The 26,136-nt window shown below is 67.7% G+C and carries 21 protein-coding genes; 8 read left to right on the forward strand and 13 right to left on the reverse strand.

Translation table 11 applies throughout. The features are described 5' to 3' along the window. Both N790_RS16065 and N790_RS16070 read left to right on the forward strand, forming a co-directional pair. Positions 1-697: hypothetical protein (locus N790_RS16065; RefSeq protein WP_169742170.1), on the forward strand; the 697-nt coding region annotated here is incomplete at its 5' end. Further along, positions 694-2,028 (forward strand): hypothetical protein, encoded by a 1,335-nt coding sequence (locus N790_RS16070; protein ID WP_156970026.1) that lies wholly within the window; start codon positions 694-696, stop codon positions 2,026-2,028. The genes N790_RS16065 and N790_RS16070, both read left to right, overlap by 4 nt. Before the next feature lie 205 nt (positions 2,029-2,233). On the opposite strand, the gene N790_RS16880 is transcribed toward N790_RS16070, so the two are convergent. Both N790_RS16880 and glmS read right to left on the reverse strand, forming a co-directional pair. Further along, entirely contained in the window at positions 2,234-3,166 is a 933-nt protein-coding gene (locus N790_RS16880; protein WP_084062818.1) for a TniQ family protein, read from the reverse strand. Positions 3,167-3,344: 178 nt separating this feature from the next. After that, a complete protein-coding gene (gene glmS, locus N790_RS09445) occupies positions 3,345-5,168 on the reverse strand; it encodes a glutamine--fructose-6-phosphate transaminase (isomerizing) (protein ID WP_043803619.1) in 1,824 nt (607 codons plus the stop codon). Positions 5,169-5,397: 229 nt separating this feature from the next. On the opposite strand from glmS, the gene N790_RS09450 reads away from it, so the two are divergent. The 6 genes from N790_RS09450 to N790_RS09475 are packed head-to-tail and all read left to right on the forward strand — an operon-like array spanning position 5,398 to position 12,702. Next, on the forward strand, positions 5,398-6,663 hold the full coding sequence (locus N790_RS09450) for an efflux RND transporter periplasmic adaptor subunit (protein ID WP_043803621.1): 1,266 nt from the start codon (positions 5,398-5,400) through the stop codon (positions 6,661-6,663). A 47-nt stretch (positions 6,664-6,710) separates the two neighbouring features. After that, a complete protein-coding gene (locus N790_RS09455) occupies positions 6,711-7,436 on the forward strand; it encodes an ABC transporter ATP-binding protein (protein WP_043803622.1) in 726 nt (241 codons plus the stop codon). Positions 7,437-7,446: 10 nt separating this feature from the next. Further along, on the forward strand, positions 7,447-8,760 hold the full coding sequence (locus N790_RS09460) for an ABC transporter permease (RefSeq protein WP_043803624.1): 1,314 nt from the start codon (positions 7,447-7,449) through the stop codon (positions 8,758-8,760). A 10-nt stretch (positions 8,761-8,770) separates the two neighbouring features. Further along, positions 8,771-10,000 carry an ABC transporter permease gene (locus tag N790_RS09465; protein WP_043803626.1) on the forward strand — a complete coding sequence of 410 codons (1,230 nt, stop codon included), beginning with the start codon at positions 8,771-8,773 and terminating at the stop codon, positions 9,998-10,000. Positions 10,001-10,015: 15 nt separating this feature from the next. Next, positions 10,016-11,371, forward strand: a complete 1,356-nt coding sequence (locus N790_RS09470) for a sigma-54-dependent transcriptional regulator (RefSeq protein ID WP_043803628.1) — start codon at positions 10,016-10,018, stop codon at positions 11,369-11,371. Positions 11,372-11,376: 5 nt separating this feature from the next. Then, the gene (locus N790_RS09475) at positions 11,377-12,702 is read left to right on the forward strand and encodes a sensor histidine kinase (protein WP_043803630.1); all 1,326 of its coding nucleotides are present in this window, start codon (positions 11,377-11,379) and stop codon (positions 12,700-12,702) included. A gap of 89 nt (positions 12,703-12,791) precedes the next feature. Here N790_RS09475 and glmU read toward each other — a convergent pair whose 3' ends face one another. The 11 genes from glmU to N790_RS09530 all read right to left on the reverse strand — a co-directional run bounded on the left by glmU (position 12,792) and on the right by N790_RS09530 (position 25,943). Further along, positions 12,792-14,159 carry a bifunctional UDP-N-acetylglucosamine diphosphorylase/glucosamine-1-phosphate N-acetyltransferase GlmU gene (gene glmU, locus N790_RS09480; protein WP_043803631.1) on the reverse strand — a complete coding sequence of 456 codons (1,368 nt, stop codon included), beginning with the start codon at positions 14,157-14,159 and terminating at the stop codon, positions 12,792-12,794. A 121-nt stretch (positions 14,160-14,280) separates the two neighbouring features. Next, positions 14,281-14,706: a F0F1 ATP synthase subunit epsilon gene (locus N790_RS09485; protein WP_043803633.1), complete on the reverse strand. Its 426-nt coding sequence runs from the start codon at positions 14,704-14,706 to the stop codon at positions 14,281-14,283. Between the two features lie 63 nt (positions 14,707-14,769). Then, complete coding sequence (gene atpD / locus N790_RS09490) at positions 14,770-16,179, reverse strand: F0F1 ATP synthase subunit beta (RefSeq protein WP_043803635.1); 1,410 nt, start codon at positions 16,177-16,179, stop codon at positions 14,770-14,772. 40 nt (positions 16,180-16,219) lie between these two features. Beyond that, complete coding sequence (atpG, locus tag N790_RS09495) at positions 16,220-17,083, reverse strand: F0F1 ATP synthase subunit gamma (RefSeq protein ID WP_043803637.1); 864 nt, start codon at positions 17,081-17,083, stop codon at positions 16,220-16,222. Positions 17,084-17,157: 74 nt separating this feature from the next. Further along, entirely contained in the window at positions 17,158-18,702 is a 1,545-nt protein-coding gene (atpA, locus tag N790_RS09500) for a F0F1 ATP synthase subunit alpha (protein WP_043803638.1), read from the reverse strand. A 57-nt stretch (positions 18,703-18,759) separates the two neighbouring features. Continuing rightward, the gene (locus N790_RS09505) at positions 18,760-19,290 is read right to left on the reverse strand and encodes a F0F1 ATP synthase subunit delta (protein ID WP_043803640.1); all 531 of its coding nucleotides are present in this window, start codon (positions 19,288-19,290) and stop codon (positions 18,760-18,762) included. Positions 19,291-19,303: 13 nt separating this feature from the next. Beyond that, entirely contained in the window at positions 19,304-19,774 is a 471-nt protein-coding gene (locus N790_RS09510; RefSeq protein WP_043803642.1) for a F0F1 ATP synthase subunit B, read from the reverse strand. A 94-nt stretch (positions 19,775-19,868) separates the two neighbouring features. Then, positions 19,869-20,159: a F0F1 ATP synthase subunit C gene (gene atpE, locus N790_RS09515; protein ID WP_374474454.1), complete on the reverse strand. Its 291-nt coding sequence runs from the start codon at positions 20,157-20,159 to the stop codon at positions 19,869-19,871. Between the two features lie 50 nt (positions 20,160-20,209). Then, positions 20,210-21,007, reverse strand: coding sequence for a F0F1 ATP synthase subunit A (atpB, locus tag N790_RS09520; protein ID WP_043803644.1), 798 nt, complete (start codon positions 21,005-21,007; stop codon positions 20,210-20,212). Between the two features lie 21 nt (positions 21,008-21,028). Further along, positions 21,029-21,400: an ATP synthase subunit I gene (locus N790_RS09525; RefSeq protein ID WP_169742171.1), complete on the reverse strand. Its 372-nt coding sequence runs from the start codon at positions 21,398-21,400 to the stop codon at positions 21,029-21,031. Positions 21,401-21,524: 124 nt separating this feature from the next. Continuing rightward, complete coding sequence (locus N790_RS09530) at positions 21,525-25,943, reverse strand: Calx-beta domain-containing protein (protein ID WP_156970027.1); 4,419 nt, start codon at positions 25,941-25,943, stop codon at positions 21,525-21,527. Positions 25,944-26,136: the final 193 nt, after the last annotated feature.

Here is a 26,136-nt window from a genome sequence, read left to right on the forward strand (position 1 = left end):
CCGGGAAAGGCGGGGCGATTCAACATACGTCATCAGCAACCTGAATGTCTTTCAGATGGTCGTACGCGAGCTTCTACGCACACCTGCAGAGAATCATCGCAAAGATGCTGTCGGTAGACTAACGCCGCAGATGCTGCTTGATGGTGTTTCTGGCAATCCGGCGGCAATCACTAAATACCTCGTTGAACGACTGCGCACCTCAGCCATTCCGATGGCCACAGACGTGGCCATCCGCAAGTATCTTCGCCCAGTTGAGTTTATCCAGAAGAAAGACGGCCTTTGGCTAGACGACCTTCATTTCTCTCATAGCCATCTACATGAACATGGCCTGCCTACCCGCGTACCAACAGACCAACAAATAACCATCAAGGGATTTGCCTATCCCTACTCCCTCTATCTCGCCTGGGTCGAGATCAAGGGCCGCCTCTATGAGGTTGAGCCTTTGCTCCGAATTCGCGACGACCGAGAGCAACTTCAGATTACATTGGCCGACCTTCGGAGCCTAGGTGAAATGCGGCGCGCTGCATCTGCCCTTCAGCGCGAGCATGGGGCAGCCGCAATGTCAGAGTTCCAATCCCAATTCGTCGAACAATTCGGAATCGAGGCCGATTCTTCATTGCGCCTTAAGGGAAGGAAGCCACGACCGAAAGAGAAAGAGGATATACCCATGGCGACAGCAAAGCGTACTGCTGCATGAGCACAACACCGCCTCTTTCTTTGCGATTCCGCGGCAACTGGAGTGATGACGAGCTCCGATCTCTCTTGACCGTGGATGCCACGAAGATAGAGAACCTTTCTGCGCTCGGGCCAACAGAGGCGCAAAGTCGCCTGGAGACGGCGCTGAAGCAGGTTGTCGTGCCAACCTCGCAGATGGTTTCCGGAATGAAGTATCTGATCGAACGAGCAGGCACCTACTGCGATGGCGCATATCCGAACGAAAGGGCGGTTCTAGGCCTGATATACGGATCTGAATCCACGTACTCCCCCGAGAATCGCCGTGCCACTTGCATTACAGGATTGGCTGGCGTCGGGAAGTCCGTCCTATTTGACAGCTTCATGCGACTTTTTGGTGGTCCGATCGCGTTTGACATGCCCGGACACGCAGGCCTCGAGCTTCGACCTTGCTGGAGAATGACCATTCGCGGCCGCGCCGGATTCTCAAGTCTTGTCCTTCCCCACTTCCGAATCAAAGACACAATTTCACCAAGCCGAATTTATGAGACCGCCAGGTCCGAAGCCGCCGCGCAAGGCATAGCGCTTATCTTGGCGGACGAGTTTCAGTTCATTTCTAGCACCAACGCGAACACCATGATGGCGAGCCTGCTTTACCGCCTCGCTGAGATTGGTCCGCCAGTAATATATGCATGCAATTTCAGCATGGTGAACGCGCTTTGGCGCCGCCCACAACAGGATCGGGATCGCTTGCTTCTTAATCCAATCGTACTGAAACCGGAGAATACTGGACCGGAATGGCAGTACACAGTGGAAGGCATGTTGGCAGTTGCGGAGGAGTACTCCGGCCTCAATAGCGTGCATGCTGTTCAGGTTCTTCATGACTACACGTTCGGGATCAAGCGATGCCTTCGATCCCTCCTCTCCCTTGCGTACATGCAGATGCGAAGGACTAGAGAACAGAAGGTTCTTCTTTCGCATGTGACGGCTGCTTATCACTCACTCGAGTACGCAGCCATGCGCGAAGACGTCGAGAACCTTGTTCAGGGCACAGTATCACCGAAGCTACTTCGCAAAGATCTTGCATGCCCACTCGTCGATAACACGAGTGCGCTCGACGGACCGCCAAAGAAGGAGAAAGACATAGTCCCGACCCAGGCGATGAAAGGCGCGACGCATGCTGCACTCTTGTCTATGGTTGCGCCCGAGATTAGGGCGCTGCTGTTAAAGATGGATGATCAAGCGTTCTCACCTGAAAAACGCATCCCGAAAGCACTGAGGAAACCTCACCCATCGGTCGAGAATCTATTGGGCGGCGCCGAACGCTTTGCTTCTCGGGATAAGAAAGATGAATAGGCATCCCACAACCTCTCAAGCATGGCAGAGATAGTTCCACTCCCGTGCTGACCCAATGCAATTCCAAGTCTCATCCCGCATCAAGCGGACCAAGATCCCAATTGCTGATTCGTTAGGGCAGCCAACTCGACCCCGATTTGCATGCTGTCGAAGTGGGCAGGAGCTGCTCGTCTAGGGCTGGAAGGACGATACTACTCGCCCGTCGTTACCCACCCGACTCGCGCCACTTTCGCAGCGCCTCTTTGATGGCCTCTGTTCTTGCCTCCGTCTTGGAAATCAAACAATTCATATCTGCGTCCGACATCGTCACATAGGCAGCTCTGAGAGCGAGGTCCGGGCTCGGCGTCACTTCCAAACAATCGATCCCACGGGTTAGCTTATTGCGCGATTCGACAAAATGGGTGCGATACCAATCTTGTGGGGCAGTCTTTTCGATGCGAGCCCAAACTTCGCACTTCCCTTTGAAGGCGGGCTGTTCTGAGCCGAAGGCAAGCCCATTCACTTCCTCTTCGAATTCGGACCAAGCTAACCAGTTTTTTTGGCGCCTGAGCCACTCGAGGGCGCAAAGGTAGCGGTGCACGAACGGAGGAGGTGGCTGACCGCCCCCCGGAGTGAACGGGACTTGGTACGACCCCCAGTTGGTGCATCGAATCAGATCTACCCCTGTCGGGACCTGAAATAGCGAACAGCCGTGCCGGAGGCACCAATCGGCTCCTGGCAGCTGGTGGCCTTGTCGGTACCACGCAAAGCCGACCTCCAGGGCATCCTCCTTGGCGCACTCAGGGCAGGAACGAATAACCCATGGCGACGGGTAGCGTGTTCCATGGTGGAACGCCCACCGAAGGACCCAAGTTTGCCAATGATTAACCCAGCATTTAACCCCAACTAGCTGCGGGAATATGCTGTGGTTCTTGAAGTAGTCGCAGAGATCGTATGTGCGGTTCCATTCGGAGCGAATCGTTCCGGACATGAGAAAGGCCAGCTGACGCCGAAGCACCGACCATCGGTCCCGCGACCCTCCTTCCGGAAGCAGCTTCAAGAGCGCCCTCGGGCTGTGAAAGCCGTTCTCACGTGCCAACCGTCGGAACTGCCCCCATGCCGGCTCGTCTGGCATAGCGACACAGGGCGCAAGACCCATCACTGCGGCTGATCCCTTACTCACTACAGCCGCCGGTCCGCCTGACGGACGAACGCCCGGACCAGTGCCGCTGGTCAATCGCCCCCTTGGGGGCCTGGGGACGGGCGTTCCTGACGGACTTTATTATTTTCAACGGACTTTATTCATTGACAACAGCAACGAATCCACGCGCCCGCCCTTATTCCACCGTGACCGACTTGGCCAGGTTGCGCGGCTGGTCCACGTCGGTGCCGCGCAGCACGGCCACGTGGTAGCTCAGCAGCTGCAGCGGGATGGTCGACACCACCGGCGCGGCGATCTCGCCGGCGGCCGGCAGGATCACCACGTGGGCGGCGTCCAGGCCGTGCGCCACGGTCTCGTCCACGAAGGCGTAGAGCACGCCGCCGCGGGCGCGCACTTCCTCGAGGTTGGACTTGAGCTTGTCGATCAGGCGGTCGTTGGGCGCAACGGCGATGACGGGCATCTCTTCGTCCACCAGCGCCAGCGGGCCGTGCTTGAGCTCGCCGGCGGCGTAGGCCTCGGCGTGGATGTAGCTGATTTCCTTGAGCTTGAGCGCGCCCTCCATGGCCACCGGCCAGTGCGTGCCGCGGCCCAGGAACAGCGCGTGCTGCTTGTCGGCGAAGTGGGTGGCGAGCTCGAGGATCTCGGCGTCGAGCTTGAGCGTTTCGGCGATCAGGCCGGGCAGCTGCTCGAGCTGGCGCACGCCGTCGGCGTAACGCGCGGCGTCCAGGCCCTTGGCGCGGGCGAGCTCCAGCGAGAACAGCGCCAGCGCCACCAGCTGGGTGGTGAAGGCCTTGGTGGAAGCCACGCCGATTTCCGGGCCGGCGCGCGTCATCAGCACCAGGCTCGATTCGCGCACGATCGACGACTCGGGCACGTTGCACACCGCCATGCGCGCCAGGTAGGGGCGGTCCTTGGCCAGCTTCAGCGCCGCCAGCGTGTCGGCCGTTTCACCCGACTGGGAAATGGTGAGGAAGAGCGTGCCTTCCTTCACCACCGGGTCGCGGTAGCGGTATTCGCTGGCGATCTCAGCGGTGCAGGGCACGCCGGCCAGCTGCTCGATCCAGTAACGCGCCACCAGGCCCGCGTGGTAGCTGGTGCCGCAGGCGATGATGTGCACGGCCTGGGTGTCGGCCAGCAGGCGCTCGGCGTCCACGCCGAAGATCTGGGTCAGGATTTTGCCGCCGGCGATGCGGCCCTCGAGCGTGTCGGCCACGGCCACCGGCTGCTCGTGGATTTCCTTGAGCATGTAGTGGGCGTATTCGCCGCGCTCGACGGCGTCGGCGTTGAAGTGCGATTCCTTCACCTCGCGCGACACCTCGGCACCGCTGGCGTCGAAGACGCGGATGGCGCCGACGGTGACTTCGGCCACGTCGCCTTCCTCGAGGTACATGAAGCGACGGGTCAGCGGCAGCAGCGCGTGCACGTCGGAGGCCAGGTACTGCTCGCCCTCGCCGAGGCCGGCGATCAGCGGCGCGCCGTAGCGGGCGCCGACCACGGTGCCCGGCTCGCGCGCCGACACCACCGCGATGGCGTAGGCGCCGTGCAGGCGCGCCACGGTGTCCTGCACCGCCTCGCGCAGGCCCAGGCCGCGGCGCTGGGCGCGCTCGACCAGGTGCGCCACCACTTCGGTGTCGGTCTGCGAGCTGAATTCGTAACCCTCGGCCAGCAGTTCGGCGCGCAGCGCGGCGTGGTTCTCGATGATGCCGTTGTGCACCAGGCTGACCTGGCCGGACACGTGCGGGTGGGCGTTGATTTCGCTGGGCACGCCGTGGGTGGCCCAGCGGGTGTGGGCGATGCCGCAGTGGCCGTCGAGGCCGGTTTCGGCCTGCAGCGCCACCAGGTCGCGCACCTTGCCCTTGGCGCGCAGGCGGGCGATGCCGTCCTTGCCCACCAGGGCCACGCCGGCCGAGTCATAACCGCGGTATTCGAGCGCGCTCAGCCCGGCGATGAGGTGCTGGACGATGGGGCGATTGGCGCTGATGCCGACGATTCCGCACATGGAGTTCACTTCCTTGAACCGGGGATCGCAAGTTTACGGGAAGGCCACCGGCCGACGGATGCCGACAAATTCAGCGTTCACCGGCCGGTCGCCCACGGCGTCCGGCCCGCGTCCGCCCGCCCTGCCCGCGGACAGCTTCGGACAGGCGGACAACCCTTTCCGATCAAATACTTGCCGGTTGGCACGGCTCGTGCATTGCCTTGGGCATCACTGATGCAGGAACCCCACGATGATCCGCGACACCTCCGCCCAGGACCGCACCCTTTCCCAGCAGCAGCCGCGCAGCCGGCGCCCGCTGTGGCTGGCCGGCGGCGCCATCGCCGGCGTGCTCACGCTGGGCTGGCTGCTGTCGGGCTGGATGGGCAGCTCGCACTCGGTGTCGGTCGAACGCCTGCGCATCGCCGAGGTCGGCCGCGGCCTGCTGGTGCGCGACGCCGCGGTGAACGGCCGCGTGGTCGCCGCCGTCAGCCCCACCCTGTACGCCCCGGCCGGCGGCACCGTGACCCTGAAGATCCTGGCCGGCGACACCGTCAAGCGCGGCGACGTGATGGCCGTGATCGATTCGCCCGAGCTGCAGAACGAACTGCAGCGCGAGCAGGCCACCCTCGCCCAGCTCGAGGCCGAGGTGTCGCGCCAGCGCATCCTGGCCCAGAAGGCCAGCCTGCTGGCCAAGCGCGAGGCCGACGACGCCGAGGTGACCCGCCTGGCCGCCCTGCGCGACCTGCAGCGCGCGCAGCGCGGCTTCGAACTGGGCGCCATCGCCGAGGTCGAGTACCTGCGCGCCAAGGACGCCATGGCCAGCGCCGACATCCGCAGCAAACACGCCGCCACCGCCGCCGGCCTGGAAACCCAGGACGTGGGACTGGCGCTCAAGACCCAGCAGCAGATGCTCGAGCGCCAGCGCCTGCTGGCCGCCAACCTCGAGCGCCGCGTGGACGAACTGAACGTGCGCGCGCCGGTGGACGGCATCATCGGCACGCTCAGCGTGGCCGACCGCGCCGTGGTCGCGCCCAACACCGCGCTGATGACGGTGGTGGACCTCTCGCGCCTGGAAGTGGAGCTGGAGATGCCCGAGACCTACGCCAAGGACCTGGGCCTGGGCATGACCGCCGAGGTGCGCGTGGGTTCCACCGACGCCACCGGCAAGATCTCGGCGATCTCGCCCGAGGTGGTGAACAACCAGGTGCTGGCGCGCGTGCGCTTCGACGGCGAGCAGCCGCCGGGCCTGCGCCAGAACCAGCGCCTGACCGCGCGCGTGCTGTTCGAGGAGAAGCCCGACGTGGTCAAGGTCGCGCGCGGCCCCTTCGTCGAAGCCGCCGGCGGCCGTTTTGCCTACGTGGTCGAGGACGGCATCGCGGTGCGCCGCCCGATCAAGCTCGGCGCCACCAGCGTCGGCGAAGTGGAGATCCTCGAGGGCGTGCAGCCCGGCGAGCGCATCGTCATCGCCGGCACCGACACCTTCGGCGACGCCGAGCGCGTCTCCATCAACGACTGACCCCCTCCCGCCCCCAACGCGAACACGAAAGAAAAGGACGCCCCGCCATGATGCGCATGAACAACCTGAGCAAGGTCTACCGCACCCACATGATCGAGACGCACGCGCTGCGTGGTTTTGACATCCACGTGAAGGAGGGCGAATTCGTCGCCGTCACCGGCCCCTCCGGCTCGGGCAAGACCACCTTCCTCAACATCGCCGGCCTGCTCGAGGAATTCACCGGCGGCGAATACTGGCTCGACGGCGTGGACGTGCGCGGCCTGGACGACGCCGGCCGATCGAAGCTGCGCAACGAGAAGCTGGGCTTCATCTTCCAGGGCTTCAACCTGATCCCCGACCTGAACCTGTTCGACAACGTCGACGTGCCGCTGCGCTACCGCGGCTTCGGCGCGGCCGAGCGCAAGCAGCGCATCGAGCAGGCCCTGGGCCAGGTGGGGCTGGCCTCGCGCCAGAAGCATTACCCGGCCGAACTGTCGGGCGGCCAGCAGCAGCGCGTGGCCATCGCCCGCGCGCTGGCCGGTTCGCCCAAGCTGCTGCTGGCCGACGAGCCGACCGGCAACCTCGATTCGCAGATGGCCCGCGGCGTGATGGAACTGCTGGAGGAGATCAACGCCGGCGGCACCACCATCCTGATGGTCACCCACGACCCGGAGCTGGCGGCGCGGGCGCACCGCAACGTGCACATCATCGACGGCCAGGTGTCCGACCTGACCCACGAGACCGCCCGCAGCCTGGCCGCCGCCAAGGCGGCCACCGCCGCCGCGAACGCCTGAGGAGCCCGCCATGTTCCGCTACTACCTTGGCCTGGGCTTCCGCAGCCTGCGCCGCAACCCGGTACTGACGACGCTGATGGTGCTCACGCTGTCGGTGGGCGTGGCCGCCAGCATGACCACGCTGACCCTGCTGCGCGGCATGTCGGGCGACCCGATCCCGCAGAAGTCCGATCGCCTGTTCGTACCGCTACTCGACAACCGCCCGGCCGGCGACGGCGCCGGCACCGACCCCGAGCCGCCGGACCAGCTGACCATGCGCGACGCCACGGCGCTGTGGGAGCGCGGCAAGGCGACCCGGCAGACGCCGGTCTACGGCGTCAGCCCGCCAATCGATTCGGGCCGTCCAGACCTGCCGCCCTTCTTCAGCGACGGCCTGGCCGTGGGCCGCGACTTCTTCGCCATGTTCGACGTGCCCTTCCTCTACGGCCAGGCCTGGAGCGTCGAGGACGATGCCCGTGGCACGCAGGTGGTGGTGATCGGCCGCAGCCTGTCCGAGCGCCTGTTCGGCGAGGGCGTGGACCCGGTGGGCCGCACGATCCGCGCCCGCGACGACGAGTACCAGGTGGCCGGCGTGATCGACACCTGGAACCCGGTGCCGAAGTTCTACCGCCTGGTGGGCAGCGGCAGCTTCGACACCAGCGAGGACATCTACATCCCCTTCCGCACCGCCATCGCCCGCGAACTGCAGGTCAACGGCAACATCAGCTGCAACTCGTCGCCGGGCGTGGGCTTCCGCGGCCTGGTGGAATCGGAGTGCAACTGGGTGCAGTTCTGGGCCGAACTCGACGACGCGTCCGGCCGCGGCGAGTACGCCGACTTCATCGACGCCTATGTTTCCGAGCAGAAGGCGCTCGACCGTTTCCCGCGCGAGCTCAACAACCGCCTCTACGACGTGCGCGAATGGCTGGACGTGCGCGAAGTGGTCAGCGACGACACCCGCACCTCCACCTGGCTGGCCTTCGCCTTCCTGCTGGTCTGCCTGGTGAACACCGTGGGCCTGCTGCTGGCCAAGTTCAGCGCCCGCCCCGGCGAGATCGGCGTGCGCCGCGCGCTGGGCGCCTCGCGCGCCGAGATCTTCCAGCAGTACCTGACCGAAGCGGCCGTGATCGGCCTGGTCGGCGCCGGCGTCGGCATCGGCCTGACGATGGGCGCGCTGGCCTTCATCCGCGGCTTCAACCAGGGACTGGCGCAGCTGACCCACCTCGACGTGCCGATGATGGCCATCGCCGTCACGGTGTCGGTGGTCGCCGCCATCGTCGCGGGGCTGCTGCCCACCTGGCGCGCCTGCCAGGTCGTGCCCGCCATCCAGCTCAAGAGCCAGTAAGGGGAACGCCATGGAAATCCGCCCGATCTTCTCCGCGCTGATGCGCAACAAGACCGCGCCGCTGCTGATCGCCGCCCAGGTCGCCCTGACCCTGGCCATCGTCTGCAACGCGGTCTACATCATCCAGGACCGCCTGGCCACGGCGGCCCGCCCCAGCGGCGCCGACGAGGCCAACGTGGCCGAGGTGCGCCTGTACCCGTTCCGCCAGATCGCCGACATCCGCGGCATGCAGATGCGCGACCTGGAGGCCATCCGCTCCATCCCGGGCGTGGTCTCGGCAGCCTGGACCAACCAGGTGCCGCTGGGCCGCTCCGGCTGGAACATCGGCGGTCTGTCCACCTCGGCCGAGCAGACCAACTCCCAGATCGCCGCCGGGCAGTACTTCAGCGGCGAATCCATGGTCGAGACCTTCGGGTTGACCCTGGTGGAAGGCCGCGACTTCCTGCCCGAGGAAGTGGTGGAGTCGAATCCGCAGGTGGACCGCAACTCGCCCGAAGTGGCGATCATCACCCAGGCGCTGGCCCGCGAGCTGTGGCCGGACGAGGACTCGGTGCTGGGCAAGACCCTGTTCCTGGGCACCGGCGGCGCCGACGGCAACAGCGTGCAGATCGTCGGCGTGGTCGAGCGCCTGCAGACGCCCTGGGCCACCACCAACGCCGATGCGGAGTACAGCCTGATCCTGCCGCTGCGCCTGCTGGATCCCTTCACCCGCTATTCGGTGCGCACCGAGCCGGGCCGCCAGGCCCAGGTGATGGCCGAGGTGGAGAAGAAGCTGCTCTCGCTGGGCAACGACCGCGTGCTGCTGAGCAACCGCACCCTGTCGGAAATCCGCGACATCCGCTACGCCGGCGAGAAGCTGATGGCCGGCCTGCTGATCGCCGTCACCGCCTTCCTGCTGATGATCACCGCCTCGGGCATCGTCGGCATGGCCAGCCTGTGGGTGAACCAGCGCCGCAAGCAGATCGGCGTGCGCCGCGCCATCGGCGCCCGCAAGTCGGACATCCTGCGCTACTTCCTGGTCGAGAACGTGCTCATCACCACCGGCGGCATCCTGGCCGGCGTGGTGCTGGCCCTGGCCCTGAACAACTTCCTGGTCACCGAGCTGGAAATCCCGCGCCTACCCGTGGCCTACCTGGGCATGACCATGGCCGTGATGTGGGCCCTGGGCCTGCTGGCGGTGCTGGGCCCGGCCTGGCGCGCCGCGGCGGTGCCGCCGGCCATCGCCACGCGCACGGCCTGAAGGTAGGCTAGGACCATGCCGCCAAGCCCGAACGCCACCCTGCTGGTCATCGACGACAATCCGTCGGTGGCCGCCGCGCTGGAAGTGCTGTTTTCGCTGCACGACTACCGCACGGTCTGCGCCACGTCGCCGGAGGAGGGCCTGGCCCTGCTCCGGCGGCAGCCGGTGGACCTGGTCATCCAGGACATGAACTTCACCGAGGACACCACCTCGGGCGAGGAAGGCGAGGCGCTGTTCAAGGCCATCCGCGCCGAACACCCCGACCTGCCGGTGATCCTGCTCACGGCCTGGACGCACCTCTCGTCGGCGGTGGACCTGGTGAAGGCCGGCGCCGCCGACTACCTGGCCAAGCCCTGGGACGACCGCAAGCTGCTGGCCACCGTGGCCAACCTGCTCGAACTCGGCCAGGCCAGCCGCGCGCTGGCGCAGTGCGCCACCCGCGACCAGCGCCAGCGCAAGGACCTGGAGGCGCAGTTCGACCTGTGTGGCCTGGTCTGGGCCGACCCGGCGATGGAGCGCGTGCTGTGCCTGGCCACCCAGGTGGCGCGCGCCGACGTGCCAGTACTGGTGACGGGCCCGAACGGCGCGGGCAAGGACAAGATCGCCGCCATCCTGCAGGCCAACTCGGCGGTGAAGGACGGCCCGTTCGTGACGCTCAACTGCGGCGCCCTGCCGTCGGAGCTGATCGAAGCCGAGCTGTTCGGCACCGAAGCCGGCGCCTACACCGGTGCCGGCAAGGCACGCGAGGGCAAGTTCGAGGCCGCCGACGGCGGCACGCTGTTCCTCGATGAAATCGGCAACCTGCCGCCCGAGGGCCAGATGAAGTTGCTGCGCGTGCTCGAAACCGGCCGCTTCTCGCGCCTGGGCTCGAACCGCGAGAAGCAGGTCAAGGTGCGCGTGATCAGCGCCACCAACGCCGACCTGCCGGCGATGATCCGCGAGGGCCGGTTCCGCGAGGACCTTTACTACCGGCTCAACGTCATCGAAATCCGCGTCCCGCCGCTGGTGGAGCGCCCGCGCGACATCCTGCCGCTGGCCAACGCCTTCCTGCAGCCGGGCAAGAAGCTTTCCGACGGCGCCGTGCATGCGCTGCTGCGCCATACCTGGCCCGGCCACGTGCGCGAGCTCAAGAACGTGATGCAGCGGGCCTGCCTGCTCAGCCCCGGCCCCGAGATCGGCGCCGGCGACCTGGGCCTGCCGGTGACACCGGTGCCCACCGCCGCCAACGCCGACCCCGAGCTCGACCGCGCCAGCATCGAACAGGCACTCGCACGTGCCGGCGGCATCGTGGCCCAGGCGGCGGCCGACCTCGGCCTCAGCCGCCAGGCGCTGTACCGGCGCATGGAACGGCTGGGCATCGCCCGGACCTGAGGCCGATGCCAGGGCGCCGCTCGATCGCCGGGACGCTCGCACTGGCCAGTGCGGGCGTCGCCACGGCGGCGGTGTTGCTGGCGTTGGCGCTTTCCGAGTGGCTGGGCAACCGCCTGCTCGCCGGCTGCATCGCCGTGCTGGCGGCGCTGCTGCTGTCGATGTGGCTGATGCGCCGCCTCGCGCGGCCGGCGCTCTCGCTGTTCCGTGCGCTGGCGGGAACGGCCCTGAGCTACCGCGATGGCGACTTCAGCTTCGGCCTGCGCTGGCGCCATCGCGACGAACTCGGCGACCTGGTGGCCGCCCACAACGAGCTTGGCGGCGTGCTGCGCGAACAACGCCTGAGCCTGGTTCAGCGCGAACTTCTGCTCGACACCATGGTGCAGAACACGCCGGTGGCCATGGTGCTGGTGGCCGAGGGCGGCCACGTGGTCTACGCCAACCTGGCCGCGCGGCGCCTGCTCAACGACGGCCGCAAGATCGAGGGCCTGGCGATGGACGCGCTGGTGCGCGCCGCCGCGCCGGCCCTGCAGGACGCCATGGACCGCGGCGGCGACGGCCTGTTTTCGGTGGGCGAAGGCGACGAGGAGGAGGTCTACCACCTCGCCCGCCGCGGCTTCCGGCTCAACGGCCGGCCGCATGAACTGGTGCTGCTGCGCCAGCTCACCACCGAGCTGCGTCGCCAGGAAGTGCAGACCTGGAAGAAGGTGATCCGCGTCATCAGCCACGAGCTCAACAATTCGCTGGCGCCGGTGGCGTCGCTGGCGCACTCCGGCGCCGAGCTCACCCGGCGCGGGCAGACGGAACGGCTCGAAGCCATCTTCGGCATGATCGAGGAGCGCGCGCGCCACCTCGAGGGTTTCATCCGCGGTTATGCGCGCTTCGCCAAGCTGCCATCGCCGCGGCTCGAGGCCACGGCCTGGCCGCTGCTGGTGGACCGGCTGCGCAGCCAGATCGATTTCACGGTGGACGGACCGCTGCCCGAGGAACCGGTGCGCGTGGACGTGCCGCAGATGGAGCAGGCGCTGCTGAACCTGCTGAAGAATGCCCACGAATCGGGCTCGGCGCCGGATCAGGTTGCGCTGCGGGTGCGGCGCACGCCGGGCCTGCTGCGCATCGAGGTGATGGACCGCGGCACCGGCATGAGCGAGGCGGTGCTGGCGAACGCGCTGGTGCCCTTTTATTCGACCAAGCGCAGCGGCACCGGCCTGGGCCTGGCGCTGGCGCGCGAGATCGCCGAAGCGCACGGCGGCCGCATCAGCCTCAACAACCGCGAAGGCGGCGGCCTGGCGGTGGCCATGGTGCTGCCCGTCTCCGAGTCCACCCTGCCCTGACGCCTCTGTAGGAGCGGCCTCAGCCGCGAAGCCCTTCGCGAAAAGCTTCGCGGCTGAAGCAGCTCCTGCAGAAAACCAAGCGCCGGCGCTCAGCGTTTCCTGGGACGCTGCCAGCCGTCGACGGTCACCTGGCGACCCCGCGCGACGGTGAGCTTGCCCGCCGGCGCGGGCTTGCTGATGACGCTGCCGGCGCCGATGGTAGCCTCCGCGCCGATCTCCACGGGCGCCACCAGCGACGAATTCGAACCGACGAAAGCGCCGTCGCCGATGGTGGTCACGAACTTGTTCACGCCGTCGTAGTTGCAGGTGATGGTGCCGGCGCCGATGTTCACCCGGCTGCCGATCTCGGCGTCGCCGAGGTAGCTCAGGTGGTTGGCCTTGCTGCCCGCGCCCAGCCGGGATTTCTTGGTTTCGACGAAGTTGCCGATGTGCACGCCCTCGGCCAGCTCGGTGCCCGGTCGCAGGCGTGCGAAGGGACCGATGGTGCAGGCCTCGCCCGCCACCACGCCTTCGAGGTCGCTGTGCGCGGCCACCACGGTGCCGGCGCCCAGCACCACGTCGCGCAGCCGGCAGAAGGGGCCGATGCGCACGCCGTCGCCGAGCACCACGCGACCTTCGAGCACGACGTTAGCGTCGATTTCGACGTCCATGCCCGCTTCGACGCTGCCGCGCTGGTCGTAGCGCGACGGGTCGGCGAAGCGCACGCCGGCGCACATCAGCGTTTCCGCGGCGCGGCGCTGGAATGCGCGCTCGAGGCGGGCCAGCTGCAACGGGTCGTTGGCGCCCTCGGCCTCGCCGGCGACGTCGCAGGCGGTGTGCGCGGCGGCGCGGCCGTCGCGGCGCGCCATGGCGAAGATGTCGGTGAGGTAGTACTCGCCCTGGGCATTGTCGTTGCGCAGCTGGCCCAGCCAGCGGCGCAGGTCGGACGCAGGCGCGGCCACCACGCCGGTGTTGACCAGGCGAACGGCGCGCTGGGCTTCGTCGGCGTCCTTGTGTTCGACGATGGCCTGCACGTGGCCGTTGCCGTCGAGCAGGATGCGGCCATAGCCGGTCGGGTCGGCCAGGGTTTCCGTGAGCACGGCGGCGCGGTCGGTGGCGGCTTCCAGCAGCCGGCGCAGTGTGGCGACGGTGATCAGCGGCACGTCGGCGTAGAGCACCAGCACGCGCGCGGCCTCCGGCACTCCCGGCATGGCCTGCTGCACGGCATGGCCGGTGCCCAGCTGCTCGGCCTGTTCGGCCCAGCGCAGGTCGGCCTGGTCGGCGAAAGCGGCGCGAACCTGGTCGCCGCCGTGGCCATAGACCACGTGGATGCCGGCGGCGCGGAGGGCACGGGCGGCGTCGATGACGTGCGCCAGCATGGGCCGCCCGGCGATGCGCTGCAGCACCTTGGGGGTGCGCGACTTCATCCGCTTGCCCTCGCCGGCGGCGAGGATGATCACGTGCAGGGCATGGCTCATAGGTTCCTCCGTCGGCCTAGTATCGGCGCGGGCGCGGCGCGCCGCCAGCCGGACGAGTTCCCGGAAACGAAAACGCCGGCACGGGGCCGGCGTTTTCGTGGCCTGCGGCTTGCGCCGCGGGTCAGTGCTTGAGGTTCTTGCGCAGGCGCTCGAGGGCCTGCAGCTGGGCCAGGGCCTCGGCCAGCTTGGCCTGCGCCTCGGCGATTTCCATCGCTTCGCCGCGATTGGCCAGGATGCGCTCGGCTTCGGCCTTGGCTTCCTTGGCCTTGGCCTCGTCGAGGTCGGCGGCGCGGATCGCGGTGTCGGTCAGCACGGTCACCACCTGCGGCTGCACCTCGAGGATGCCGCCGGAGACGTAGAAGAACTGCTCCTCGCCATTGGCGAGGATGACGCGCACCTGGCCCGGCTTGAGGCGGGTGATCAGCGGGGCGTGCTTGGGCGCGATGCCCAGCTCGCCCAGCTCGCCGGTGGCGACGACCATCTGGACGTCGCCGCGGAAGATTTCTTCCTCGGCGCTGACGATGTCGCAACGGATCGTGGATGCCATGTTTGTTTCCCTGGATTTGCTCCCTCTCCCGCGTGCGGGAGAGGGCTGGGGAGAGGGCGCTGCTTAGGCAGCGACGCCCATCTTCTTGGCCTTCTCGAAGGCCTCGTCGATGCCGCCGACCATGTAGAACGCCTGCTCCGGCAGGTGGTCGCACTCGCCGTCGACGATCATGCGGAAGCCGCGGATGGTTTCCTTGAGCGTGACGTACTTGCCCGGGGAGCCGGTGAAGACCTCGGCCACGTGGAAGGGCTGCGAGAAGAAGCGCTCGGCCTTGCGGGCGCGCGCCACGACCTGCTTGTCCTCTTCCGACAGCTCGTCCATGCCCAGGATGGCGATGATGTCCTTGAGCTCCTTGTACTTCTGGAGCGTGGCCTGGACCTTGCGCGCGGTGTCGTAGTGCTCGTTGCCGATCACGTTCGGGTCGAGCTGGCGCGAGGTGGAGTCGAGCGGGTCGACGGCCGGGTAGATGCCCAGCGAGGCGATGTTGCGCGACAGCACGACGGTGGCGTCGAGGTGGGCGAAGGTGGTGGCCGGCGACGGGTCGGTCAGGTCGTCCGCGGGCACGTACACGGCCTGGATCGAGGTGATCGAGCCGGTCTTGGTCGAGGTGATGCGCTCCTGCAGCACGCCCATTTCCTCGGCCAGGGTCGGCTGGTAACCCACGGCCGACGGCATACGGCCCAGCAGCGCCGACACTTCGGTACCGGCCAGGGTGTAGCGGTAGATGTTGTCGACGAAGAACAGGATGTCACGGCCCTTGCCGGTGGCCGGGTCGATGTCGTCGCGGAAGTACTCGGCCATGGTCAGGCCGGTCAGCGCGACGCGCAGGCGGTTGCCCGGCGGCTCGTTCATCTGGCCGTACACCATCGCCACCTTGTCGAGGACGTTGGAGTCCTTCATCTCGTGGTAGAAGTCGTTGCCCTCGCGGGTACGCTCGCCCACGCCGGCGAACACGGAGAGACCCGCGTGCTGCTTGGCGATGTTGTTGATGAGCTCCATCATGTTCACGGTCTTGCCGACGCCGGCGCCGCCGAACAGGCCGACCTTGCCGCCCTTGGCGAACGGGCACATCAGGTCGATCACCTTGATGCCGGTCTCGAGCAGCTCGTTGGCCGAGGACTGGTCCTCGTACGACGGCGCGGAACGGTGGATTTCCCAATGGTCCTTGGTGGCGACCGGGCCGGCTTCGTCGATCGGGCGGCCGAGCACGTCCATGATGCGGCCCAGGGTTTCCTTGCCGACCGGCACGGAGATGGCCTTGCCGGTGTTGACGGCGACCAGGTTGCGCTTGAGGCCGTCGGTGGAGCCGAGCGCGATGGTGCGCACGATGCCGTCGCCCAGCTGCTGCTGCACCTCGAGGGTGATCTCGGTGCCTTCGACCTTCAGCGCGTCGTACACCTTCGGCACGTCGGCGCGCGGGAACTCGACGTCGACGACGGCGCCGATGATCTGAACAACCTTGCCCTGGCTCATTGCTGTTTCCTCGGTTCTGATACTGGGTTGGGGCGCTGCGTCAGACTGCCGCGGCGCCACCGACGATTTCGGAGATTTCCTGGGTGATCGCCGCCTGGCGCGCCTTGTTGTAGATCAGGTTCAGCGTGCCGATCAGCTTGGTCGCGTTGTCGGAGGCGGCCTTCATGGCCACCATGCGCGCCGCATGCTCGGAGGCGAGGTTTTCGAGCACCGCCTGGTAGACCAGCGACTCGACGTAGCGGGTCATGACCTGGTCGAGCACCGAGGCGGCGTCGGGTTCGTAGAGGTAGTCCCAGTCGTGCTTGCTCTCGAGCTTCTCGGGAGCGGGCAGCGGCAGGAGCTGGTCCTGCGTCGCGCGCTGGACCATGGTGTTGACGAAGTCGTTGTAGCAGAGGAACACGCGGTCCAGGCTGCCGGCGGCGTAGCCGTCGAGCATCACCTTGATCACGCCGACCAGCTGCGCCACTTCGGGCTTCTCGCCCAGGTGGGTGACCGAGCCGACCATGTTCACCTTCAGGCGGCGGAAGAACACCGACGCCTTCTGGCCGACGCAGACCACGTCCACGTCGACGCCCTTCTCCTGCCAGGCGCGCATGTCCGCCAGGATGCGGCGGAACATCTGCGAGTTCAGGCCGCCGCAGAGGCCGCGGTCGGTGGAGACGATGACGTAGCCCACGCGCTTGACCTGCTCGCGCGAGGCCATGAACGGGTGCACGTACTCGGTGTTGGCCTGGGCGATGTGGCCGATGACCTGGCGCATCAGGCGCGCGTACGGACGCGACGCCTTCATGCGGTCCTGGGCCTTGCGGATCTTCGACGCCGAGACCATCTCGAGCGCGCGCGTCACCTTGCGGGTGTTCTGCACGCTCTTGATCTTGGTCTTGATTTCCCTGCCGCCTGCCATGCTCTGCTCGCTAGGTTCTTTGCTTCGACGGAGGCGCGCCGGTGGGCGCGCCGCTCGTGGTCAAGTTGCCGGCCTTACCAGGCGCCGGTGGTCTTGAACTCGGACACGATCTGCTTGAACGTGGCCTCGATGTCCTTGTCCCAGGCGCCGGTCTCGACGATCTTCTTCTCCAGCGCGCCCTGGGTGTTGGTCAGGTGGGCGTGCAGGCCGGCTTCGAAGGCCAGGACCTTGTTCAGCGGCACGTCGTCGAGGTAGCCCTCGTTCACGGCGTAGATCGACAGCGCCATCTGGGCGATCGACATCGGCGCGTACTGCTTCTGCTTCATCAGCTCGGTGACGCGCTGGCCGCGCTCGAGCTGCTTGCGGGTGGCTTCGTCGAGGTCCGAGGCGAACTGGGCGAACGCCGCCAGCTCGCGGTACTGGGCCAGCGAGATGCGGATGCCGCCCGACAGCTTCTTCATGATGTTGGTCTGGGCGGCGCCACCGACGCGCGACACCGAGATGCCGGCGTTCACGGCCGGGCGGATGCCGGCGTTGAACAGGTCGGTCTCGAGGAAGATCTGGCCGTCGGTGATCGAGATCACGTTGGTCGGCACGAAGGCCGAGACGTCACCCGCCTGGGTTTCGATGATCGGCAGCGCGGTGAGCGAGCCGGTCTGGCCCTTCACTTCGCCGTTGGTGAACTTCTCGACGTATTCGGCCGACACGCGGGCCGCGCGCTCGAGCAGGCGCGAGTGCAGGTAGAACACGTCGCCGGGGTAGGCTTCGCGACCCGGCGGGCGGCGCAGCAGCAGCGAGATCTGGCGGTAGGCGACGGCCTGCTTGGACAGGTCGTCGTACACGATCAGGGCGTCCTGGCCGCGGTCCATGAAGTACTCGCCCATGGCGCAGCCGGCGTACGGCGCGATGTACTGCATCGCGGCCGACTCGGCGGCCGAGGCGGCCACGACGGTGGTGTAGGCCATCGCGCCGTGTTCCTCGAGCTTGCGCACGATGTTGGCGATGGTGGAGTTCTTCTGGCCGATGGCGACGTAGACGCACTTAACGCCCGAGCCCTTCTGGTTGATGATCGCGTCGATCGCCAGGGCGGTCTTGCCGGTCTGGCGGTCGCCGATGATCAGCTCGCGCTGGCCGCGGCCGATCGGGATCATGCTGTCGACCGACTTGTAACCGGTCTGCACCGGCTGGGCCACCGACTGGCGCCAGATGACGCCCGGGGCCACGCGCTCGACCGGCGAGGTCAGCTTGGCATTGATGGCGCCCTTGCCGTCGATCGGCTCGCCCAGGGCGTTGACGACGCGGCCCAGCAGCTCGGGGCCGACCGGCACTTCGAGGATGCGGGCGGTGGTCTTGGCGACGTCGCCTTCGCGCAGGTGCTCGTAGTCACCCAGCACCACGGCGCCGACCGAGTCGCGCTCGAGGTTCAGCGCCAGCGCGAAGGTGGCGTTCGGCAGCTCGATCATCTCGCCCTGCATCACGTCGGCCAGGCCGTGGATGCGCACGATGCCGTCGGACACCGAGGTGACGGTGCCTTCGTTGCGGGCCTCGGCCGACAGGGCGACCGATTCGATGCGGGCCTTGATCAGTTCACTGATTTCGGACGGGTTGAGCGTCTGCATGGGTATGTCCCTGGGTCGTCCGGCCGGGGCCGGCGCTTGGTTCAAAGGAAAATCGGATCAGTTCGCCAGCGCCGCCCCGAGGCGCGCCAGCTTGGTGCGGATCGAGCCGTCGATGACCACGCCACCGGCGTCCACCACGGCGCCGCCGATCAGGGCGGGGTCGACGGCGGTGGCCACTTCGACCTCGCGGCCGAAGCGGCGCTTGAGCGACGCGGTGAGCTGCGCGATGGCGGCGGCGTCGAGGGCCGTGGCCGAGGTCACCGTCGCCTTCACCACCTGCTCGGCCTCGGCACGGAGCTGGTCGTAGAGGCCGGCGATTTCCGGCAGCAGGCCCAGGCGGCGGTTGGCCGCCAGGACGTCGACGAAACGCTGGAAGGCCGGATCCACCTCGCCCTGGGGCAGCACGAGCTTGGCGAGGTCGGCGGCGGTCACGCGGGGGTGGCCGATCAGGGCCTGGACCTCCGGGTGCGCCGCGACCTGGGCGGCGAAGCCCAGCAGGCCCGACCACTTGGGCAGCGCGCCCTGCGCCTGGGCCAGCTGGAAGGCGGCGCGGGCGTAGGGACGGGCGAGGGTGATGGCTTGGCTCATGGCGGCGTCCGGATCAGATGTCGGCGGCGAGCTCGTCGAGCAGCGCCTTGTGGGCGTTGCCGTCGATCTCCTTGCGGATCAGGCGCTCGGCACCGGCCACGGCGAGGGCGGCGACCTGGTGGCGCAGCTCTTCCTTGGCACGGGTGGCGGCGGCGCCGATCTCGGCCTCGGCCTGCAGGCGGATGCGCTTGGCTTCCGTGATGGCCTCGTCCTTCGCCAGGTCGATGATCTGGGCGCGGCGGGCTTCGGCCTGGGCGATGATCTCGTTGGCCTTGGCGCGGGCTTCGCGCAGGACCTCGTTGACCTTCTCCTCGGCCTGGGCCAGGTCCTTCTTGCTGCGGTCGGCAGCGGCCAGGCCCTCGGCGATCTTCTTCTGGCGCTCTTCGATGGCAGCCAGCAGCGGCGGCCAGATCTTGGTCGCGATGATCCAGATGAGGCCGGCGAAGGCCAGCGCCTGGGCGATCAGGGTTGCATTGATGTTCATGGCTGCGCTCTATCCGGTGTCTACCTGGGCCCTTGCGGGCCCTTGCACGGCAACCCGGCCCGGCATGACGCCGGGCGCGGGTTCGGGCGTGGGATTAACCCAGGCGCGAGACGAACTCGCCGATCAGCGGGTTCGCGAAGGCGAACATCAGGCCGACGGCGACGGTGATGATGAACGCAGCGTCGATCAGGCCGGCGGTGATGAACATGCGGACCTGCAGCACCGGGATCAGCTCCGGCTGGCGGGCGGCGGACTCGAGGAACTTGCCGGCCATGATGGCCAGGCCCAGGCCGGCGCCCAGCGCGGCGAGGCCGATCATGATGCCGATGGCCAGGATGGTCGAGGCCTGCACGTTGGCGAGGAGGGCGAGAGCTTCCATGGTGATTCTCCGAGCGGATTTACTGGTGGAAAGGATGGGTTTGGAGCTGAAACGATTTAGTGATGCTCTTCCATGAGGCTCAGGTACACGATCGAGAGCATCATGAAGATGAAGGCCTGCAGCGGGATCACGAGCAGGTGGAACAGCATCCAGCCGAGGCCGAACACGCCCGCCGCGATGGCGCCGGCGATACCCACGCCGCCAAGCACCCAGATCAGGAGGAACACGATCTCGCCGCCGTACATGTTGCCGAACAGTCGCATGGCCAGCGAAACCGGCTTGCTGACCAGCTCGACGATGTTGAGCAGGATGTTGGCCGGGAACATCCACGGACCGAACGGCGCGGTGAAGAACTCGTGGACGAAGCCGCCCAGGCCCTTGGCGCGCAGCGCGAAGAAGATCATCAGGAAGAACACGCTGAACGACATGCCGAGCGTGGCGTTCACGTCGGCGGTCGGCACCGGCTTCCAGTAGTTCACGCCGAGGGCGTGCAGCGGGATGGCGAAGAAGTCGGCCGGGATCATCTTGATGAAGTTCATCATCAGGATCCAGCAGAACAGGGTGATGGCGATCGGGGTGACGAGCTTGCTGCGGCCCGGGTAGGCGTCGCGGGCCTGCTGGTCGACGAACTCGAGCACGATCTCGACGAAGGCCTGCCACTTGCCCGGCACGCCCGAGGTGGCGCGGCGGGTGGCCATCCAGAAGCCGAACACCATCAGCAGGCCCATCAGCAGCGCCATGATCAGGGTGTCGGCATTGATCGTCCAGAAGCCGCCCTCGCCCACCGTGATGGTGAGGTTCTGGAGGTGGTGCTGGATGTAGCTCGTCGGGGTGAGTTCGGCTTCGCTAGCCATTGCGTCCAACCTTGGGTTGATTCAACGTGCCGTCACCGCCGCCACCGCGGAGGCGGCGAAGGCGAATGCCAACCCCGCGACCAACGGCAGGGCCGGCAACTTCAAGATGCCTATCGCCAGCACGAACACGGCGGCGACCAGCACCCACTTTCCCACCATCCCCAGCAGCAGCCGCCCGAGGGCGCCCGTTGCCGACTGGACCCCGCCGCCGAGCAGCGCCTGGCCCATCAGGACCGAGCCCAGCACGACCGCGGCCGCCCCAATGCCCGCCGCCAGCGCGGCCTTCGGCCCGGACAGGAGCCCGGCGACGACAGCGACAGCCACCCCGGTCACCACTTGGGCCAGCACGGTGTGGCGCGCCAGGCGGGTTCCGGCAACAGGGGTTCGGGACACGGGTGGATCCAAACGGGCCCGGGAAAAAGGCCCCGGGCGTGGGGCCAAAATTATACGCGGCCGCATCGGCCCTTCTCAAGGGCCAAAAGCGGCAAATCCGGTATTTTTCAGGCCCCTGCGGCGCCTATTGTACGGGACATCCCTGGGTCGTGCCCGGGCCACCAAGCAACTGGACGGCGTCATTGCCCGTCCAGGCCCCCGGCACGCCGCCGGTGAACAGGCCATCGAGCTCGAATCCGGCCAGTCCGCCCCCGGCGAAACGCCGCCTCAGGGTGCCGATTTCGGCCCGGGCCGGAGCCCCCGTGCGCTCGCACAGCGGGCAAAAGCCCGTTAGCTGCTCGAGCGGGAGCACGGCGTCGGCGCCCGCGAAGCGCGGGCTTTCGGCGGTTAGGAAACGGGGCACGCCGCGGGCGTCATAGACGAACGCGGCGTAGAACTCGTAGTCGGGGAACAGCTGCACGCTGTAGCCCGTGCCGGCCCGGGCAGGATCGAACCAGTGCGAACTGGCGTCCACCGGGACGCCGGCCAGCGTCGGACAACCGGCGCCGAACACCACCATGCGCTCGGAGCCGGACTCGCCGTCCAGCAAATAGGTGTAGAGCACCTCGCCCTCGGCGGTGGCGGTCAGGGAGGCGAAGCCCACGCTGGTGAGCACGTTGGCGGAGCCGTTCCAGGCGGCCCGCATGATGGGGCTGTACCAGCGCGTTTCGCCGGGCTGCGGCGCCGTGTTCTGCAGGTAGTACCAGGTGGGCGTGCCGTCCTGCAGGTAGGTGTACCAGAGCCCTGCCCACTGGTTGCCGGCCGGGTAGACGAACAGGCCGTGGCCGCCGCGGTCGGGGTTGTAATAGGAGCCGGGCGTGGGCAGGCGCGGCGCGCCTTCGACCACGACGCTCAGGTTCGGGCGCTGGAAGCTGGCGCCGGGATTGACCGGCGTGAGGTACCAGCGGCCAGGGCTCAGCTCGGCGCCGGGCACGGACAGCCAGCGCAACCCGGCCAGGCCCTGCCAGGATCGCTGGGCCTGGACCCGCGGCGGCGCCGCCGGCACCAGGCCGCCGTCGGGGCTGTTGGCCTTGGCCAGGTAGAGATCCAGCGGCGCGGTGCTGTCGGTGCGGATGGTCAGGCCGGTGGCGCCTTCCGGCACGTCGACATAGACCCGGTCGGCCGCCGCGCCGGGCGGCAGCGCGAAATAGGCGGCGGACCACAACGGCGTCGGTCCGGCGATGGGATCGACGCGGTCCACCCGCACGGGCACCAGCCGCCGCGGCTGGTCGGGACCGGCTTGCACCGAAAGGTAGGCCGCCGCCGGCTGGCCCGGCAGGTAGTCCGGCACCAGCCAGGACACCCTGGCGGGGAAGGCTTCTCCCGCCGCCAGATGGCCCGGCCCCGTGGCGGTGAGGCGGCCGCCGTCGGCGGATTCGAGCTGGAATTCGAACCGCTCCAGGCTCGCCAGCTGCGCGGCGCCGGAACGGCTGTGCAGCATCGCCCAGTAGTCGACGCTGCCGTTGGCGAGCACGGTGGTGGCCAGTTCGCAGCGCTCGATGTCCGGCGACATGGCGCTCGTGCAGCGCACTTCCTCTGGGTCCGGCCGGCCGTTGCGGTTCGCGTCGATGCCCAGGTAAAGGTCGATGTCACCGCCCGAACTGGAGCGGGCGTCGGCAAGCACGCGGCGGCGGGTGTCGACTTGCTGGCCGTTGAAGCCTCCGCCCAACTGCGAATTCGGAAGGAGCGTGTTGAGCGCGAAGTCGGTGCCTGCGCCGCCCAGGTCCCAGGGGGACTCCGGCGTCGGGTCCTGCCCGAGGTCGAGTGCGGCGGTGGCGACGCGGCTGCCGTTCATCGCCTGGATGCGGGCATCGGGCAGGGGCGGCAGGCCCGACAACTCAAGATCGGCGAAGCCCTCGCCGGTGCGGGTTTCGATGGCCACGTCGGTGAGCGGGCGGCGCACCACCTGCACCAGCCCTTCGGTGCAGCGGCCGGAGCCTTCGCAGAGGCGATAGCCGAAAGCGTCGTCTCCGGTTTCCCCGGCGCGGGGCGTATAGACCAGCGCGTCGTCGGCCGCGGTAGCCGGCGTTCCGGCGGTGTCGATGGAGACGGTGCCGCCGGGCACCGTCGTCGACAGCGCGAGGCTGCCGCCGGCGAGCCGTGCGGCGGTGGCCACGTCGTTGGCGATCACGCCCAGCCGCGTGGCGCCACTGCCCTCGCGCAACACGAAACGGTCGTCGCGGGCCACCAGCGGCGGCGTGCCGGCGCTGCCGTCATCGTCGAGGATGCGTCCGTTCGCGGTGATGACGCCGGCACTGGCACCGGTGATGTTGGCAAGGCGCACGAGGAAGAACTCATCGGCCTCGTCCAGGGTGTCGCCGATGACGGACACGCGCGCCTCGGCGGACACCTGGCCGGCCGGGATGACCACGGTGGTGGCCGGGGGCACAGCGTAGTCCTGTCCCGCCACCGCCGTGCCGTCCTGCGTGGACAGGCTGAAGCCCACGTCGCCATTGGCCGGTGCGCTCAGCGTGACCGGCAACACCAGATCGCGCGTGCCTGCGTTGCCTTCCTGCACGCTGGCGTCGGCAATCGAGAGGATCGGCGCGCTGCCGCCTTCGCCGTCGTCATCGAGGATCGTGCCCCAGCCGAAGATGTCGTCGGTGGCGGCGCCGGTGACGTTGCTGATCATGAGCAGGAAAATCTCGTCCTGCTCCACCTCGGTGTCGCCGATGACCGGGATGCTGAATTGCACCGAGGTCTGCCCCGGCTCGATCCGCAGGCCCTGCAGGAAGACCACTTCGAAGTCCGTGCCGGCGGTGGCGGTGTCGGGCGCCGGGGCGAAGTTGGTGCTCTTGGCGTCGAAGGTGACCGCGGTGTTCGAGGCTTGGGTGAGCGTGGCCGTGAAGGTCGCCTGCGCCGCGCCGGAATCACCCTCGGTAACCTCGACGTCGCCGACGTTCAACACCGGCAGCGGCTCGTCGTTGAGGATGGTGCCGACGCCCTGGCCGTCGACGATGCGGGCGTTGCTTGCGGAAAGGATGTTGAGCGCGAACACTTCGTCGCGCTCGGCGATGGTGTCGCCGCGAACGTCGATGTCGAACGTGGCCTGTGACTGGCCCGCCGGGATGAGCAACGTGGCGCTTCCGGCGATGTAGTCCGCGCGGCCCGCGGAACCATCCGCGGTGGCGAGCTGGAGCGTCACGCCGGCGTGCGCGCCCGTGCTCAGGTGGATGCCGAAGCGCAGGGCGCGTCGGCCGCTGTTGCCTTCGGTGATGCTGGCGTCGTCGACGCGGACGGTCGGCCGGCCATCCTGCGCCACGGCCGGCGTGATAGCGGCGATGGCGGGGGCCGCCTCGGAAAAGCCCCGCGCGTTGTCCGCCTCGGCGGCGTCGCCGCAGGGCAGCGAGAGGCATGACGCCAGCCGCGGGTTCGAGAAGCGGCCGATCCGCACCTGTGGCGCCTGGATGTAGGCCATGACGGTGGCGAAGCCGGCGCTCTGGTCAACGGTGCGGCGGTATCCGCGGGAATACAGGTAGGCGCCGTAGTCGCCTTCGGAGGTTTCGGTGTCGTGGTGGCCACCCATGTTGTGGCCGAGCTCATGGGCGAAGGTCCACTCGCCGCAGTTGTCGTTCCGGAAGCCGCGATCGCTGGTCACCGAAAAGCCATACTGCTGGGTGAAGGGCGCGCCATGGTAGCCGCCGATCCAGCCGACTCCGCAGCTGGTTTGGGTGGTGCGGTCGAAGTTGCGCATCAGCTTGACCAGGTCGGCGCCGTACTGGTCACGCAGGCGCAGCGCTTCGACGCGGATGGGCAAGGAAACACTGTCGGTGATCTCGCTCAGCGCGTCGCTGTTGTCATTGCGTAGCGCGTAGTCCACCAGCTGGGCGGCAACCACGCGGACGCGCAGCCCGACATTGCTGTCCACGTAGGCCTGGTTGGTGATTGTTTCGAGGTACGCGATGCGCGTGAGGACCGCTTCGTTGGAGCCCATGACGGCGACGAGCTCGCCGTTGTACATCACGACGACATCCACCTGCTGGATGCCATCGGCCTTCAACGCCTGCTGCTTGGCCCGGAGTGCACGACCGGCGGCATCGGGCGGCGGTGGCAGTGCGAAATCCGGCGAGCCGGGGACGGGCAAGGTGGACTGGCCTTCGACCAGCCAGGTCGCTCCAGCCTGCGTTTCGATTCGAAGGGGTGGCCCGCTGCGCTGTGGGATCAGGCCAAAGGCGGCTGAGGTGCCGAAAACAATGACGGCGGATTGCCGGCCGGCGTCGGTTTCGACGCTGCCGGTCCAGGCGCGAAGTCCGTCCGCCCGCTCCTCAACCCGGATGTTGCTGGCTTCAACCGGAGTGCCGTCGACACCCGGCAGCAGCATCCGGCCGATCTCGGGCGCCGCGGCCAGTTGCCCCACGGACACCTCCAGTGGATACCGACGCTCGCCATCCGCCGCCTGCGAGGCCTTTGCAAGGTCCGATCGCAACGGACCTTCGGGAAAGGCAACGGCTCCGAACGCCAGGGATGGGCAAAGGGCCAACAGCAACAGGGAGCGATGGCTCACGGAGCCTCCGTGCAGAACGTCCGGAGGCAAACATGTACCAGACGATCCGGCCCTGAACCAGCCCGAATTTCCCGCAGGAAAAGCAAAAGCCCCCGCCGGATGGGCGAGGGCTTGGCTTTGGAGCGGATGTTCAGAAAAGCGAAGGCCGGTCCTTTTGGGACCGGCCTTCTGGGGAAAAGCCCCTGGCGATGAC

It is taken from the genome of Arenimonas malthae CC-JY-1 (assembly GCF_000747075.1).
In the GTDB taxonomy this organism is placed as follows: Bacteria; Pseudomonadota; Gammaproteobacteria; order Xanthomonadales; family Xanthomonadaceae; genus Arenimonas; species Arenimonas malthae.